Source organism: Gallaecimonas aegicerasi, assembly GCF_045291545.1.
GTDB lineage: Bacteria > Pseudomonadota > Gammaproteobacteria > Enterobacterales > Gallaecimonadaceae > Gallaecimonas.
In genome coordinates, this window is the sequence record NZ_CP149514.1 from 1 (window position 1) to 16,587 (window position 16,587).

General features: G+C 54.9%; 11 protein-coding genes. 8 read left to right on the forward strand and 3 right to left on the reverse strand.

Going from position 1 to position 16,587, the window contains the following annotated elements:
- From dnaA to WDB70_RS00025, 5 genes are all read left to right on the forward strand, one after another.
- Positions 1-1,395, forward strand: a complete 1,395-nt coding sequence (gene dnaA, locus WDB70_RS00005) for a chromosomal replication initiator protein DnaA (RefSeq protein ID WP_406665366.1) — start codon at positions 1-3, stop codon at positions 1,393-1,395.
- A 16-nt stretch (positions 1,396-1,411) separates the two neighbouring features.
- Positions 1,412-2,515 (forward strand): DNA polymerase III subunit beta, encoded by a 1,104-nt coding sequence (gene dnaN / locus WDB70_RS00010; protein WP_406665368.1) that lies wholly within the window; start codon positions 1,412-1,414, stop codon positions 2,513-2,515.
- Positions 2,516-2,525: 10 nt separating this feature from the next.
- Positions 2,526-3,635: a DNA replication/repair protein RecF gene (recF, locus tag WDB70_RS00015; protein WP_406665370.1), complete on the forward strand. Its 1,110-nt coding sequence runs from the start codon at positions 2,526-2,528 to the stop codon at positions 3,633-3,635.
- Positions 3,635-6,049 (forward strand): DNA topoisomerase (ATP-hydrolyzing) subunit B, encoded by a 2,415-nt coding sequence (gene gyrB / locus WDB70_RS00020; RefSeq protein WP_406665372.1) that lies wholly within the window; start codon positions 3,635-3,637, stop codon positions 6,047-6,049. Before recF ends, gyrB begins: the two co-directional genes overlap by 1 nt.
- A 93-nt stretch (positions 6,050-6,142) precedes the next feature.
- Positions 6,143-7,171, forward strand: coding sequence for a LacI family DNA-binding transcriptional regulator (locus WDB70_RS00025; protein ID WP_406665374.1), 1,029 nt, complete (start codon positions 6,143-6,145; stop codon positions 7,169-7,171).
- Here WDB70_RS00025 and gtfA read toward each other — a convergent pair.
- A complete protein-coding gene (gtfA, locus tag WDB70_RS00030) occupies positions 7,168-8,613 on the reverse strand; it encodes a sucrose phosphorylase (protein ID WP_406665377.1) in 1,446 nt (481 codons plus the stop codon). The genes WDB70_RS00025 and gtfA overlap by 4 nt on opposite strands.
- A 135-nt stretch (positions 8,614-8,748) precedes the next feature.
- Here gtfA and WDB70_RS00035 point away from each other — a divergent pair, with 135 nt between their 5' ends.
- From WDB70_RS00035 to WDB70_RS00045, 3 genes are all read left to right on the forward strand, one after another.
- The gene (locus tag WDB70_RS00035; RefSeq protein ID WP_406665379.1) at positions 8,749-9,966 is read left to right on the forward strand and encodes an MFS transporter; all 1,218 of its coding nucleotides are present in this window, start codon (positions 8,749-8,751) and stop codon (positions 9,964-9,966) included.
- A gap of 132 nt (positions 9,967-10,098) precedes the next feature.
- Positions 10,099-12,516 carry a TonB-dependent receptor domain-containing protein gene (locus WDB70_RS00040; RefSeq protein WP_406665381.1) on the forward strand — a complete coding sequence of 806 codons (2,418 nt, stop codon included), beginning with the start codon at positions 10,099-10,101 and terminating at the stop codon, positions 12,514-12,516.
- Positions 12,517-12,573: 57 nt separating this feature from the next.
- Complete coding sequence (locus WDB70_RS00045; protein ID WP_406665383.1) at positions 12,574-13,512, forward strand: carbohydrate kinase family protein; 939 nt, start codon at positions 12,574-12,576, stop codon at positions 13,510-13,512.
- 79 nt (positions 13,513-13,591) lie between these two features.
- Here WDB70_RS00045 and glyS read toward each other — a convergent pair whose 3' ends face one another.
- The gene (glyS, locus tag WDB70_RS00050) at positions 13,592-15,661 is read right to left on the reverse strand and encodes a glycine--tRNA ligase subunit beta (RefSeq protein ID WP_406668120.1); all 2,070 of its coding nucleotides are present in this window, start codon (positions 15,659-15,661) and stop codon (positions 13,592-13,594) included.
- The gene (glyQ, locus tag WDB70_RS00055; RefSeq protein WP_406665385.1) at positions 15,658-16,569 is read right to left on the reverse strand and encodes a glycine--tRNA ligase subunit alpha; all 912 of its coding nucleotides are present in this window, start codon (positions 16,567-16,569) and stop codon (positions 15,658-15,660) included. The genes glyS and glyQ overlap by 4 nt, the downstream gene beginning before the upstream one ends.
- Positions 16,570-16,587: the final 18 nt, after the last annotated feature.

Sequence of the window (16,587 nt, forward strand, 5' to 3'; positions counted from 1 at the left end):
GTGGGAGCGTCGCTTTGGCAACAATGCCTGGACAGGCTGCAAGATGAACTGCCAACGCAGCAGTTCAGCATGTGGATACGCCCCCTGCAGGTGGAGTTGGGAGACCGGGCGCTAACTCTGTTTGCCCCCAACCGTTTTGTACTGGACTGGGTCCGGGACAAATACATGACCCGTATCAACGAGCTGCTGGGCGAGCTGTGCGGCAGCGAAGCGCCATCGCTGTTTTTTGAGGTTGGTTCAAAGAAAAATACCGACAGTGCTGTTACCAGTGCGCCAGCCACGGCTCCCAGCCGCCCGGCCAGTGAACCGGCCAAGCCAAAGGTGGTGCCGAGCTGGCAGCAACCGGCGCGGCAAAACGATACCAACGTCCAGTACCGCTCCAACATCAACCCGGTCTACACCTTTGACAACTTTGTTGAAGGTAAATCCAACCAGTTGGCCAGGGCTGCTGCCGGTCAGGTGGCTGATAATCCTGGCAAGGCATACAACCCGTTGTTTCTCTATGGTGGTACCGGCCTGGGTAAAACCCACCTGTTGTATTCGGTGGGCAATGCCATTTTGGCCAATAAACCGGGTGCGAAAGTGGTGTACATGCATTCTGAGCGCTTTGTTCAGGACATGGTGCGGGCGCTGCAAAATAATGCCATCGAAGAATTCAAACGCTATTACCGCAGCGTTGATGCGCTGCTGATTGATGACATCCAGTTCTTTGCCAACAAAGAGCGCTCCCAGGAAGAGTTTTTTCATACCTTCAATGCACTGCTGGAAGGCAATCAGCAGATCATCCTGACCTCTGACCGTTATCCCAAAGAAATTGACGGTGTTGAAGACCGGCTTAAATCCCGCTTTGGCTGGGGCCTGACGGTCGCTATTGAGCCGCCGGAACTGGAAACCCGAGTCGCCATTTTGATGCGCAAAGCCGAAGAACACGGTATTCAGCTGTCAGACGAGGTAGCCTTTTTCATTGCCAAGCGGCTGCGCTCCAATGTCCGCGAGCTGGAAGGGGCATTGAACCGGGTAATAGCCAATGCCAATTTTACCGGCCGTGCCATTACCATCGATTTTGTTCGCGAGGCGTTGCGAGATTTGCTGGCGTTGCAGGAAAAGCTGGTCACCATCGACAACATACAAAAAACCGTTGCAGAGTATTACAAGATCAAAGTGGCGGATCTGTTGTCCAAGCGGCGCTCCCGTTCCGTTGCCCGGCCGCGACAGCTGGCAATGGCGCTGGCCAAGGAGCTGACCAATCACAGTCTGCCGGAAATCGGTGATGCTTTTGGTGGCCGTGATCACACCACGGTGCTGCACGCCTGTCGAAAAATTCAGGAGCTTCGCGAGAGCTCTCACGATATAAAAGAAGACTACGCCAACCTGATCCGGACCTTGTCGTCCTGATAAGCGGAAGACGCGCATGAAATTTGTCATTAACAGGGAACAACTTCTTCGGCCATTGCAGCAGGTGGCTGGTGCCGTAGAGCGCCGCAGCAACCTGCCTATTTTGGGCAACATGCTGATAGAAGTCAGTGACGGTGTGCTGTCGCTGACCGGCACCGATTTGGAAGTGGAGCTGATTGGTCAGCTGACACTGCTGGATGCCAGTCAGAATGGCCGTATCACGGTGCCGGCGAAAAAGCTGGTTGATATTGTTCGGGGCCTGCCTGATAACGCTGACATTCAAGTGGATGTGGACGCTGAACGGTTAACGGTGCGTTCTGGCCGCAGCCGTTTTTCGCTGTCAACGCTGGCTGCCGACGATTACCCCAATATTGATGCCTGGCAAAGTGACATCGAGTTTGTCACTGCCCAGAGTGCACTGCGCAAGCTTATTGATGCGACGCACTTTTCCATGGCCAACCAGGACGTGCGTTACTACCTCAACGGTATGTTATTTGAAACCGAGGGTGATCGATTGCGCTCGGTTGCCACTGACGGCCACCGCCTGGCCCTGGCAACGCAGCAGATTGACGGCGCCAGCTTGCCGGAGCATCAGGTCATTGTGCCGCGTAAAGGGGTTTTGGAGCTGGTACGGCTACTTAACCATGACGACGGCCTGGTCAAGGTACAGATCGGCAGCAACCATATTCGCGCCATCACGGATGACTTCACATTCACCTCCAAGTTGGTGGATGGCCGTTTTCCTGACTATCGCCGGGTGCTGCCGCGCAGCGCTGAAAACAAACTGGAAGCAGACCGTGAAGTGCTGCGTCAGGCGTTTTCACGGGCGTCTATCCTGTCGAATGAAAAATTCCGCGGAGTACGCCTGAACCTCAATGGCAATGAACTGAAAATCACCGCAAATAACCCTGAACAGGAAGAAGCGGAAGAACAGCTGGAAGTGAACTATCAGGGTGCGGCGATGGAAATTGGTTTTAATGTCAGTTACTTGCTAGATGTTCTGAATACCCTGAAGTGCGATACGGTACGGCTGAACCTGGGCGATGCCAACTCCAGTGCGCTGATCGAAGATGCAGCCACCGATGAGGCTCAGTACGTCGTCATGCCAATGCGGTTATGATGAGGCTTGTTTGAGCGTTACCCAGCTGGCGATAAGCCGCTTTCGCAATATCACGCAACTGCAGTTAGAGCCCGGCCCGGGCTTTAACTGTATTATCGGCCCTAACGGCAGCGGTAAAACCGCTATCCTTGAGGCTCTGCATTTTCTCGGCCTGGGCCGATCTTTTCGTACTAATCAACCGGGGCGGGCTATTCGTGACGGCGACAGTGATTTTGTATTGTTTGCCCGCCAGCAAGAAGGCCAGCAGCAGCACCAGCTAGGCATGCAGCGTGACCGGGGCGGCAATATCAGCCTGCGCCTGGACGGCGCTACCCCGGAACGATTATCCCGTTTTGCCGAAGTGTTGCCGTTGCAGCTGATCACCCCGGAAAGTTTTGAATTGTTAACCGGCGGCCCAGCCAATCGACGCCAGTTTGTGGACTGGGGCGTATTTCATGTCGATAACCAGTTTTTTGCCTGCTGGTCGCGGGTAAAAAGGCTATTGAAACAGCGAAATGCCCTGCTCAAACGGCGCCCAAAAAGGTATGATGAACTGTCCTACTGGGATGCTGAACTGGCACGCTTCGCCCAGCAGTTAACGGTATTGCGTCAGCAATACGTCAATGACCTGCTGCCGGCACTGGCACCGATGCTGGAGCGGCTGTTACCGCGTTATCAGGTGGCGCTGGAGTTCAGCGCCGGCTGGGACAGCAACCTGCCACTCAATGAGGTGCTGGCGGGCCAGTTTGAACGGGATCTGGCGCTAGGGTTTACCCAGGCCGGGCCGCACAAGGCGGACCTGCGCATTAAGGCCGATGGTACGCCGGTGCAGGAGCTGTTTTCCCGTGGCGAACTGAAATTACTGGTTTGTGCTCTGAAACTGGCACAGGCCGCGCTGCTTAAAGACCGGCAGCAACGGCAGATCACCTTCTTGATTGATGATTTGCCGGCTGAGCTCGACAGCGACAAGCGTCTGGCGCTCACGGCCGCCCTGGCCGACACCCAGGCGCAGGTCTTTGTTACGGCAATTGATGCCGACAAAGTAGATGACATGGTGGCGCCACTGAGTGATGTTCGGCTGTTCCACGTGGAACGTGGTCAGCTGGTTGGCCCCAGCAACGACAACAAGAGAGACGGATAATGGCGAACGAGTACGATTCCTCGAGTATCAAGGTCCTTAAAGGGCTGGATGCGGTACGTAAACGCCCAGGTATGTACATTGGCGACACGGATGACGGTTCCGGCTTGCACCACATGGTGTTTGAGGTGGTGGATAACTCTATCGATGAAGCCCTGGCCGGCTACTGTAGTGACATTTTGGTCACCATTCACGCTGATGGCTCCGTCTCGGTGCGCGATAATGGCCGTGGTATTCCGACCGACCTGCACCCGGAAGAAGGCCGCAGTGCTGCCGAAGTTATCATGACGGTACTGCACGCTGGCGGTAAGTTTGATGACAACTCCTATAAAGTCTCCGGTGGTTTGCACGGGGTAGGGGTGTCGGTGGTTAACGCGCTCTCCAACAAGCTGGAGCTGACCATTCGCCGCAAAGGCCAGGTGCACCAGCAGATCTATAGCCTCGGTGAGCCGCAGGCGCCGCTGGCCGTTATCGGTGATGCTGAAAGTAGCGGTACCGAAATCCGCTTCTGGCCGAGCAGCGAAATCTTTTCCGATACTCTGTTCCATTACGACATCCTGGCCAAACGGCTGCGGGAGCTGTCGTTCCTGAACTCCGGGGTATCTATCCGTTTGGTCGATGAACGTGACGACCGTAGTGACCACTTCAAGTATGAGGGTGGTATTCAGGCCTTTGTGGACTACCTGAACCGCAATAAAACGCCCATTCACCCAAAAGTGTTTCACTTCACCCTGGAGCGTGAAGACGGTATCAGTGTGGAAGTGGCGATGCAGTGGAACGACTCCTTCCAGGAGAACATTTACTGCTTTACCAACAATATTCCGCAGCGGGATGGGGGAACGCACCTGGCCGGTTTCCGCTCGGCGCTGACCCGTACCATGAACAGCTACCTGGAAGCCGAAGGGCACGCTAAAAAGGCCAAGGTCAGCACCACCGGTGATGACTCCCGTGAAGGCCTGACCGCGGTGATCTCGGTGAAAGTACCGGACCCGAAATTCAGCTCCCAGACCAAAGACAAACTGGTGTCGTCAGAAGTGAAATCGGCCGTGGAATCGGCGATGCACGAAAAATTCCAGGAGTATCTGCTGGAAAACCCCAACGATGCCAAAACCGTGGTTACCAAAATCATCGACGCTGCCCGAGCCCGGGAAGCGGCCCGTAAAGCCCGGGAAATGACACGCCGTAAAGGGGCACTGGATTTGGCTGGCCTGCCCGGCAAGCTGGCTGACTGCCAGGAAAAAGATCCGGCGCTGTCCGAACTGTACATTGTGGAGGGTGACTCCGCCGGCGGCTCTGCCAAACAGGGCCGCAACCGGAAGAATCAGGCAATTTTGCCCCTCAAGGGTAAAATCCTTAACGTCGAAAAGGCCCGTTTTGACAAGATGCTGTCGTCGCAGGAAGTCGCGACGCTGATCACCGCTCTGGGCTGTGGTATTGGCCGTGACGAATACAACCCGGACAAACTGCGTTACCACAGCATCATCATCATGACCGATGCCGACGTCGACGGTTCGCACATCCGCACCCTGTTGCTGACCTTCTTCTACCGGCAAATGCCGGAGCTTATCGAACGTGGTTATGTCTACATTGCCCAGCCGCCACTGTACAAGGTGAAAAAGGGTAAGCAGGAACAGTACATCAAAGACGACCCGGCCATGACCCAGTACCTGACTAGCATTGCTCTGGAAAATGCCGAGCTGCATGTCAATGCCGAGGCACCGGCCATTGCCGGTTTGGCACTGGAAAGCCTGGTTAACCAGTTCCGTGATGCCGAGAAGCTGATCGAACGGCTGTCGCGTAAATACCCGGCCGCAGTCACCCGTGAGCTGATTTACCACGCGGCGCTGCAAGCCGATGACCTCAAGGACAAGGCCAAAGCTGAGCAGTGGCTGGCAGGACTGGTGAGCATCCTTAATGGCAAGGAGCTGTCAGGCTCTACTTACCTGGCTGACTTGGTGGAAGACACTGAACGGCGCTTATGGGTTCCGCGCTTTACTATTCGTACTCACGGTGTTGACCACGAGTACCGCTTTGGCCCGGATTTCTTTGCTTCCAATGAATACGCCAAACTGGTGGCGCTGGGTGAAGCCATCCACAATCTCATCGAGGAAGATGGCTACGTACAGCGCGGTGAGCGTAAATATCCGGCGAAAACCTTTGAGCAGGCGCTGAACTGGCTGATGAGCGAAAGTAAGCGAGGCCTTTATGTGCAGCGTTACAAAGGTCTGGGTGAGATGAACCCGGAGCAGCTGTGGGAAACTACCATGGATCCGGAAGCCCGGCGTATGTTGCGGGTAACCATCGAAGACGCTGTTGCCGCCGACCAGCTGTTTACCACCTTGATGGGCGATAATGTGGAGCCGCGCCGCGACTTCATTGAGACCAACGCCTTGAAGGTTGCTAACCTGGACGTTTGATAAAAAGCCGGCGCAACGCCGGCTTTTTTCATTTTCTACATCGCCCAGGGGCTGTGGTAGGTTAATGCCTCGCCCCAGAGCCGGTTGCCATAGATGACACAAACCCGCTGGACCTTGAAAAGCATCGCCCAGAAGCTGGGGGTGTCCACTGCTACCATTTCCAATGCCTTTAATCGCCCAGATCAGCTGTCGCGACAGCGCCGCGAAGCGATCCTCAAGGCGTGTCAGGAATTGGGCTACTTTGGCCCCAATAAAGCGGCCCGTTCGTTGCGCCGGGGCCAGTCCGGCATTGTAGCCCTGGTACTGTCTGACTCCATTCGTTATATGGTGTCCGATCCGGTTGCCAGCCAGTTTGTCAGCGGTGCCTCATCGGTGCTGGAAGATAACGGCAAAAGCCTGCTGCTGGTATCGGGCAGTCAGGACGACCTCAATGAGGTGGTGGATTTTGTCGATGGCTTCATCTGCTACGGTACGCCGCGTAATCCGCGATTGGTTGCTGCCCTGGCTCAGGTCAGCAAAAAGGTGGTGGTCGCGGATTTTACTCTTGCCGATGCGCCGTCAGTGAATATTGAAAACCGGCAGGGCGCTTATGAAATTGCCCGGCTGGCGCTACAAGGGCCGGATGATGTAGTGGCCGTTCTCGGTTTACGGCTGCTCTCTGGCGCCACAGAAGCGGCACCGGTGGCGCAGCCGGCGTTACTGGATAGCGACAGCGGCATCTCTTATCAGCGTTTGAAAGGCTATCAGCAGGCTATCGAAGAAGTGGTGATTAGCCAGCCCGTACAGCTATGGAACCTGCCGGAAAGTAATCATCAATTTGCCGCCGAGGCGGCGGCGCAGGCGTTAAGCCAGCAACCCCGGCCAACCGTGTTGTTGTGTATGAGTGACGTCATTGCCTTGTCGGCGATGACGGTGGCACTGAAGATGGGCCTGCGTATTCCTGAGGACCTGCGGGTGGTGGGGTTTGACGGTATTGCTGAGGCGCAGCGTTTTCACCCGACTTTGACGACGGTGCATCAATACAGTGAACAAAAAGGCCGCCAGGCGGCGGCCATGTTGCTGAGCGATGAACCTGTCAGCCAGATCCTGCCTTATGAGCTCTGGCGGGGTGACAGCGCTTAAGCGATTAACCAGTCAGGCTGGCCGCTGGCGCGAATGATTGCCCGGCGGCTGGGCAGCTCGACACTGAGCTGGATCTGTTGTTCATCCTTTTCCCAAGTGAGCACTAACTTACCGCCTTCACCTTGCATACTAAAGTGACCATTAAAAGCCGGGTGAGTATTGCGTAGCCGGATCAGCTCGCATAACTGCGCTACCACGGGTCGTTCAAGCGCCGCATCAACCTTATCCTCTGTCAGGTAAGGGCGGTTAATGTCACGGCCTACCTGGGTCTTGGCCAGCAGTGCCATGTCATTTCGTTCGGTCAACAAACCGCCGTAATAAACCTGTGGCACGCCGGGGCAAAAGAACTGTATGGCCCGTGCAATAAGATAAGCGCCGTCGTCGCCGCCAAGGGCGTCATAGTAAGTGCAGTTCACCTGGTAGAGGTCAACATTACTGGCCGCTGCACCGGTGGCCTGACGACTCTGGCCACCGGAGTTATGGTGGATCTGTTCCACCAACTGATCTATCTGTGCGTCATTGAGCAAGCCGGGTTTACCTTCCATGGGACCAACGTCAATGATGCCTATGCCGTCATGGGTATCCAGCACGGTCACACAGTTACGTGGGGCCATGTCCAGCCAGCGCAAGAGCGGCACCACATCAGCGCTGAACAGGGCATGCAGCACCAGTGGCGGCAGGGCGAAATCGTATACCCGGTCAACTCTTTTGGCGATGTCGACCTGGGTTTGATGGTGGGAGTGGATCTCCACCAGCGTATCAATACCGCGCTGACGAGCCTGGCCGGCTAGCTGGTTAATGAACTCATAGGTTTCATCCAGCATAAAGCAGCGGCTACCGGCTTTTTTGATGGCGTAACCTGCCGCATCCAGGCGGATCATGGTGATGCCATTGTCGGCAAAGGTGTCGAGGATGCGGCTCAGGTATGCTTGGCCTGCTTCGCTGTTAACGTCGATATCAATTTGTTTGCTGGTAAAGGTGGTCCAAAAAGGGATCTCGCGGCCATCGGCCAGGGTGTAGTGAGTAAAGCAACTGGTATCCCGAGGGCGGTAAATGCGCTGGATAGACGGATCATCGGCATCTGTGAAGACTTTGTCGCGGGTTAAAAACAGATCCCAGTAAGGAGAGGCTTCTCCTTTGGCCAGTACATCCTGAAACTCTGGTGAGTCTGCCGACATATGATTGACAATCAGATCAGCCATTAGCGGTTGCTGCTCGCCCAGCTGGCTGATGTCTTGCCAGCTGCCAAGCAGCGGATCGACACGGGTATGGTCAATGGGGTCGAAGCCGGCATCGCTACCGTTAATGGGGTAGAAAAACGGTAATAGGTGAACACCACCGAACAGCCCTGACAATGGGCCTGCCAGCATGGCTGACAGAGCCTTGGCATCAGCACCGGCCAGGCGGTCAATATAGGTAATAAGTTGTACCTGATTCTTCATGGACGACTCGGTTATACAGCTTGCAACTTAAACGATTAAGTCTTATGTTCAAGCAAACGTCAACGTTAATCAAGTGCCCTTTACGAAAAGGGCCATTGGCTTCAGATACACTGAGGCCTGTTGCAGGGGGAGTTCATGTCGGGTTCTGAGCACTACCGCCACATTCGCTGGCTGACTTACTTAATGTTTATGGCTTTTGCCATGACAACAGATGCCGTGGGGGTGGTGATCCCACAGGTCACCAAAGAGTTTGGCCTGAGTCTGACTGCTGCCGGGGCCATTCATTATGCGCCCATGATTGCCATTGCCTTAAGTGGTATTGGCCTTGGCTTCATGGCTGACCGGCTGGGCCGCAAAAAAACAGTTATTACTGGCCTGGCACTGTTTTCTCTGAGTAGCTTCCTGGTGCTGACAACACACAGCTTTTTGCCTTTTCTGGGGTTACTGACTGTCTCCGGGCTGGCTATCGGCATTTTTAAAACCGGAGCTTTGGCGCTGATCGGTGATATCAGCCCGAACAGCAAAGTACATACCTCTACCATGAACATGGTCGAAGGTTTTTTTGGGGTAGGGGCCATTATTGGCCCGGCAATAGTCAGTTATTTACTCAGTGCCGGTATGCCCTGGGATTATTTGTATGCCATTGCCGGTGTGCTGTGCCTGGGGCTTTGCTGGCTAGCTTACGCCACCGGTTACCCGGCTTTCCAGCCGAAAAAAGCCGGCCACACTAGCCTGGGCCAGACCTTTGCACTGTTAAAAGACCGCCATGCGTTAGGCTTTTCACTGGCCATTGCCTTTTATGTGGCTACAGAGGTGGCCATTTATGTGTGGATGCCGTCACTGCTGAAGGAGTACCGCGGCCACCTGGTGTGGTTGGCAACCTATGCGTTGACGGTCTTTTTTGTGTTGCGTGCGGCCGGCCGGTTGCTGGGTGGCTGGCTGGTGCGGCGAGTGCATTGGGCGGTGCTGATGTTCAGCTTCAGCCTGGCCATCTTTCTTTGCTATCTCGGAACCATGATTGGGGGCGTCAGCGTGGCGGTGTTCCTGTTACCGCTATCAGGGCTATTTATGGCGATGATGTACCCCACGCTCAATTCCAAAGGTATCAGCTGCTTTGAGCGCCACCATCATGGCGCCGTAGCTGGCATCATCTTGTTTTTCACTGCCGCAGCGGCGGCCCTGGGGCCGCTATTAATGGGTGTGGTCAGTGATGCTCTGGGTGATATTCGCTACGGCTTCTACCTGGCAACCGGCTTTGCTGGAGCACTGTGGTTGCTGATGGCCATCAACTTGCTGGTCCGCCCCGCCGATGCACGACTGGCGGCTATAGAGGCCGGTGTCGATCACGGCTGACTAAAAAATAACTTGCATGAACACTTTTTTCTGATAGGTTTCAACTTAATCGTTTAAGCTAACGTAAACGTCAACATAAAGACTGGCGGATTGTGCGGGGGAGAGCACATAAGTCAGCGTAAGGAGAAAATAATGGCAAAAGGTATCGCAGTCCCGTTTGGCTTGAGCCTGGTCTTCCTGGCCGTGGCCCCGCAGCTTCATGCGGCTGAAAAGAAAGCGGAAAAACCGGCCGCACAACAAAATAAAAAGCAGGATGGTGGCCTGAACTTCGAACAAATCGTTGTTACTGGCTCGGCTATTCGTAATCAGACGGTGATGGACTCCAGTGTTTCGGTCAGCACCCTGACCCCAACCGATTTAAAAGCACCATCACCGCGCTCAACAGCAGAAATTTTCCGTTCTATTCCCGGCATACGCAGTGAATCAACCGGTGGTGAAGGTAATGCCAATATTGCCGTGCGTGGTTTGCCGGTGGCCTCCGGTGGCGCCAAGTTCCTGCTGCTGGAAGAAGATGGTCTGCCGGTTCTGCAATTTGGTGATATTTCCTTTGGTAACGCCGATATCTTTTTGCGTGCTGACGCTAACGTAAAGCGCATTGAAGCCATTCGGGGTGGTTCTGCTTCAACAACGGCCAGTAACTCGCCAGGTGGCATTATTAACTTCATCAGTAAAACCGGGGAAGATGAAGGGGGGTCGATTGCCACGACCTTCGGGCTTGATTACAACACCTTTCGTACTGACTTCGACTACGGCGGCCGCCTCAGTGACGATATGCGCTTTCATATTGGCGGTTTCTATCGAACCGGTGAGGGCCCTCGCAAAGCGGGCTATGACGCCAATCAAGGCGGTCAGATCAAGGCGAACTTTACCAAGGAATACGACAAAGGTTTTGTGCGACTTTATCTGAAGTATCTGGATGATAAAGCCATCGGCTATCTGCCGATGCCGATGCAAGCCAACGGTAAGTCACTGCCTGGCTTTAATTCGCAAAAAGATGCTTTGCAGTCCGCCTATTTCCTTTCGACTGCGGGCTTGGGTGGAGCTAACCAGCCACGCACTGGCGACATGCGTGACGGCATGCACCCGAAAATGGCCGCTATCGGCTTTGAAGCGAATTTCGATTTGGGTAATAACTGGAACGTGGTAAACCGCTTCCGCCATTCCAGTGCCAGTGGCACTTTCATGTCACCGTTCCCGGCTGAGGTGGCTACATCATCGGCTCTGGCGGCCAGCATTGGTGGCAATGGCGCCTACCTGCAATATGCTAATGGCCCCCAGGCAGGCCAGAATTATAACGGTCAGTATGCGCTGCGTATTCACAGCTTTGATGTCAATATTGATGACCTCGGCTCTAACGTTAATGACCTCAAGCTGACCAAGGATCTGGGCAACAGCTCATTGACCATGGGTTATTACAAAGCCACACAGAACATTGCCATGTCCTGGCTGTGGAATTCCTATGTCATGGAACTGAAAGGCGATAATGCGGCACTGCTGAATGTACTGGGTGCCAATGGAACGTCCTATTCCGATAATGGCTTATATGCCTATGGTGTACCTTATTGGGGTAACCTGCAGCGCCACTACAACGTGCAGTACGACATCAGCGCTCCTTATGCAGCGTTTGCCAGCCAGCTGGGTAATCTGTCGTTGGATGCCAGCGTGCGGGTCGATACCGGCCATGCTGATGGCTACTATTTCAATCCCACCACTGAGACTTATGACGTTAATGGTGACGGCCAGATCTCCATTCCTGAGCAGAATGTTGCAGCCCTTGATTTAAGCCATCCGGGCCCGGTTAATTACGGCTGGCACTATACCTCGTACTCTGCCGGTGCTAACTATCAGTTCAGCAGCGACCTGGCGACCTTTGCGCGTATCAGCCATGGTGGCCGTGCCAATGCCGACCGTTTGCTCTACGGCAAAGTACGCGCTGATGGCAGCGTGGCCCGTCAGGATGCCGTCGACGAAGTGGATCAGTACGAGTTAGGTGTGAAATGGCGCCATGACAATCTGTCGCTGTTTGCTACCGGCTTTTATGCCAAGACGCAGGAGCAAAACTACGAAGCCACTACGCAAAAGTTTTTTGACCGGCAATATAAAGCCAAAGGTATTGAGCTGGAGTCGTCCTATCACTATGGCAGCTTCAACCTTCATGGTGGCTTAACCTATACCAATGCCGAGATCAGCAAAGATGCGCTGGATCCGTCAGTGGTTGGCCATACCCCACGCCGCCAGGCCAAGTTTATCTATAACCTGACGGCGGCCTATGACATGGACAGCGCTTCTGTCGGGGTGAATCTGATTGGTACCACCAGCGCCTACGCTCAGGACGTTAATGACCTCAAATTTGGTGCTTATACCCAGGTGAATGGCTTTGCCACCTATTATCTGAGTGACCAGCTGTCGGTGTCTCTGAACGTCAATAACCTCTTCAATGCTGTTGGGCTGACCGAGGCAGAAGAGGGCAGTGTACCGGCTAACGGTATTATTCGCGCTCGTGCCATTAATGGCCGCACGACTTCCATGACCCTGGCCTATCGTTTCTGATAGTTTGCCCCTGTCTAAGTTCAGGCCCATCATTGATGGGCCTTTTTTATGGAAAGCATGATGAAACGCATGATGAGTTTTGGTGAAGCGCTGATCGATATGCAGCCGCTGTCGCCAACTACCTTTGAGGCCTGCCCTGGTGGGGCTCCGGCGAACGTTGCTGTGGCTTTTTCCCGTCTGGGTGGGGCAGCGGCATTTGCCGGCGGATTGGCGTCTGACGCCATGGGGCAACTGTTGGAGCAGAGTTTTACGGCCAATGGTGTTGATACCAGCCCTTGTTTTCGTGACGTTACAGCCAGCACGGCATTGGTGCTGATAAGCCATGATGGCAGCGGTGACCGATCTTTTCAGTTCTACCGCCATGACACTGCTGATTTGCGTTTTCCGGCCAGTCACTGGCAATTGTCACACTTCCAGGGTGATAGCTGGTTTCACTTTTGCTCAAATACATTGAATACACCCAGCTTGGCGGCCGCTACCGATCAGGCGCTGAGTTTAGCTAAGCGCCAGGGGTGTAGGATCAGCTTTGATGTCAATCTGCGCCCTGGTCTCTGGCCCACAGAAGCAGCGATGGCCGCCGCGGTAACGGCGCGCATTACCGAAGCCGACCTAGTGAAATTCAGTGCCGATGAACTGGCCTTGCTGGCCCGTTGTCAGGGCGAGACTATTGCCGCTTATCGGCAGCGTTGCCTGGCGGGCCGTTGTCAGTTGTTGGTGGTTACCGATGGCGCTGCCGCCGTGAGCTTTTTTACCCAAGATCAGCAGGGCGAGGTCAGTGTGCCGGCGATAAGCGCTGTCGATACCACAGCCGCCGGTGACGCTTTTGTTGGCGCTTTGTTGTGGGTCCTTGCAGACAAGGCACTGAACGAAGCGCCCGATATTGAGCGGGCGGTCGCCTTTGCCGTACAAGCAGGTAGTTTCACCTGTTTGAAAAAAGGGGCTTTTTCGGCACTACCGAGGCTCTCTGATTTGCAGGTTTCACGTGAAACAAGTTGATGGGCGGATATTAGAGGTGTTTCACGTGAAACAAAAAAGGCGCCAATAAGGCGCCTTTTTACCGCTTAATGACCTGACCTTACTGGAGCACGGAAATGTCAGCGACTTGCAGGAACAGCGCGCGTAGCTGACTGAGCAAGGCCAGTCGGTTCTGCTTCAGAGCGTTATCATCCGCCATTACCATGACGCTATCGAAGAAAGCGTCAATGGCCTCCCGCAGGCCAGCCAGGGTGGTCAAGGCCGCACTGTAGTCACCGGCCGCAAATAACGGTGCAAGTTCTTCTTCCAGACGACTAAGCTCGCTGTAAAGTGCAATCTCCGCGGGCTCTACCAGTAATGACGTATCTACCTGAGAGGGCAGCTCGCCATCGACCTTGGAAAGAATATTGCCCACCCGTTTGTTGGCCGCAGCCAATGCCTCGGCAGCATCCAGCTTCCGGAACGCAGATACAGCGTTGACCCGTTGGTCAAAGTCCAGAGGGCTAGTGGGGCGACGGATGAGCACCGCGTTGATGACGTCAGCGGTAAAGCCCTGATCTTGATACCAAGCCTTAAAACGGCCAAGGATAAAGTCCAGCACATCATCTTCAACTTGCGTGTTGCTAATTTTACTTCCCAGCAGCGACTTGGCTTCCCGAACCAGCTCGGCCAGATCCAGCTTCAGGGCGTTTTCCTTGATGATACGCAGTACCCCAAGGGCAGCCCGGCGCAGTGCAAAGGGATCTTTATCACCCTTCGGTGCCTGGCCAATACCAAAAATGCCCACCAGCGTATCCAGCTTGTCCGCCAGAGCCACCGCACAGGATACCGCTGCGCTGGGCAGCTCATCACCGGCAAAACGGGGCAGGTACTGGTCATGCAGTGCCTGTGCAACGGCTTCAGGCTCGCCATCCAGACGTGCGTAATGCATGCCCATGGTGCCCTGAATATCGGTGAACTCCATGACCATCTGGGTCATCAAGTCACACTTACAAAGCAAGCCGGCTCGCTGCGCTTCAGCAACATTGGCACCCAGCTCGGCGGCAATAAAGCCTGCCAGGGCACTGATCCGCTCCACCTTGTCGCGCAAAGTGCCCAGCTGTTTCTGGAAGAGTACGCTGGACAGGCTATCGAGGCGTTGTTCCAGTGTTTGCTTGCGGTCGCTATTAAAGAAAAATTCGGCATCCGCCAGACGTGGGCGAACAACCTTTTCGTTACCGGCAATGATTTGCTGAGGATCTTTAGAAATGATATTCGCTACAAAAATAAACTTATTCAGTAGCTTGCCGTCGTTTCCATAGACCGGGAAATACTTTTGGTCACCCTTCATGGTGTAGACCAGCGCTTCGGCCGGAACATTGAGAAAGTCATTCTCAAAGCTGGCTACCAGCACTTCTGGCCATTCCACCAGTGACGTAACTTCTTCCAGCAAGTTGTCTTCGAGATCAGCGCGGCCGCCCAGGGCGGCTGCTTCCGCCGTTACAGCCGCTTCAATAATGGCCTTACGGCGCTGATAATCGGCCAGTACCTTGCCGGTTTTCTCCAGCTCGTTGAGGTAATCATCAGCGTGATTCAGGGTCAGTGTTGGCTCACCCATGAAGCGGTGGCCGCGAACCGTGCGGGCCGAGTCTACATCCAGCACTTTGCCGGGAATGAGTTCCTGGCCATAGAGCAGGGTCACGGTGTGCACCGGGCGGATGAACTGGGTACGTTTGCTGCCCCAGCGCATGGGTTTGGGGATCGGTAGCTTTTTCAGGGCTGCCTCCACCATGGTGGGCAGCAACTGTTGCACGGTTTGGCCTTCGACTTTGGCGTTATGCAGCAGCCATTCGCCTTTGTCGGTTACCAACCGTTCGGCTTGGCTTATCTCAATACCACAGCCGCGGGCCCAACCCAGAGCCGCTTTGGTGGGGTTGCCGTCGGCATCAAATGCGGCGTTAACCGCCGGGCCGCGTTTTTCAACCACTTTATCTGGCTGGCATTCGCCAAGAGCGCTCACCGTCAGTGCCAGGCGCCGCGGAGCAGCATGCCAGCTGACACTGGCAAAGGGCAGAGCGGCATTGCTCAGCTCGGTTTCAAGGTTGCTGGCAAACGCCTCGGCCAGGGTGCGCAAAGATTTGGGTGGCAGCTCTTCGGTGCCGATCTCAACGAGCAGGTTCTGAGCCATTATTTTGCCTCCTTGCACATAGGAAAGCCCAAGGCTTCGCGGGCCTGATAAAACGCCTCGGCACAGCCTTTCGATAAGGCCCGTACCCGCAGTATGTAGCGCTGGCGTTCGGTCACGGAGATGGCGTGGCGGGCATCAAGCAGGTTGAAGGCATGAGAAGCTTTCATGACTTGCTCGTAGGCCGGCAGCGGCAATGGCTTCTCAAGTGCCAACAATGCCTGGCACTGGCGTTCGCACTCATCAAATACCTGAAACAGGAAATCAACGTTAGCGTGCTCGAAATTGTAGGTGGACTGTTCCACTTCATTCTGGTGGAACACATCGCCGTAGGTGATTTTACCCAGCGGGCCATCTGTCCAAACCAGGTCGTACACCGAGTCGACGCCCTGAATGTACATGGCCAAGCGTTCAAGGCCATAAGTGATCTCACCGGTTACCGGGCTGCACTCCAGGCCACCCACTTGCTGGAAGTAGGTGAACTGCGTGACTTCCATGCCGTTGAGCCAGACTTCCCAGCCAAGCCCCCAGGCGCCTAAGGTTGGGGATTCCCAGTTGTCTTCCACGAAGCGGATATCATGCACTTGGGTATCAATACCCAACGCCTGCAACGAGCCCAGATAAAGCTCCTGGATGTTATCCGGGCTGGGCTTGAGCATGACCTGGAATTGGTAATAGTGCTGCAGGCGATTGGGGTTTTCGCCATAACGGCCGTCGGTAGGGCGTCGGGAAGGCTGCACATAAGCGCTGGCAATCGGCTCCGGGCCGACGGCGCGCAAAAAGGTCATGGGGTGAAAAGTCCCGGCGCCTACTTCCATATCCAATGGCTGCACCACAGCGCAACCCTGACGGGCCCAGTAATCCTGCAAGGCCAGGATCAGCCCTTGAAATGTCTTGAGATCGTAGTTTTGCATGGTATTTGCGCCTAAAGC

Excerpts from the sequence above, each read along its gene's own strand:
- gyrB (WP_406665372.1), top strand. The coding sequence starts at position 3,635 with ATGGCGAACGAGTACGATTCCTCGAGTATCAAGGTCCTTAAAGGGCTG.
- WDB70_RS00035 (WP_406665379.1), top strand. The coding sequence starts at position 8,749 with ATGTCGGGTTCTGAGCACTACCGCCACATTCGCTGGCTGACTTACTTA.
- dnaN (WP_406665368.1), top strand. The coding sequence starts at position 1,412 with ATGAAATTTGTCATTAACAGGGAACAACTTCTTCGGCCATTGCAGCAG.
- glyQ (WP_406665385.1), bottom strand. The coding sequence starts at position 16,569 with ATGCAAAACTACGATCTCAAGACATTTCAAGGGCTGATCCTGGCCTTG.
- WDB70_RS00040 (WP_406665381.1), top strand. The coding sequence starts at position 10,099 with ATGGCAAAAGGTATCGCAGTCCCGTTTGGCTTGAGCCTGGTCTTCCTG.
- WDB70_RS00025 (WP_406665374.1), top strand. The coding sequence starts at position 6,143 with ATGACACAAACCCGCTGGACCTTGAAAAGCATCGCCCAGAAGCTGGGG.
- WDB70_RS00045 (WP_406665383.1), top strand. The coding sequence starts at position 12,574 with ATGATGAAACGCATGATGAGTTTTGGTGAAGCGCTGATCGATATGCAG.
- gtfA (WP_406665377.1), bottom strand. The coding sequence starts at position 8,613 with ATGAAGAATCAGGTACAACTTATTACCTATATTGACCGCCTGGCCGGT.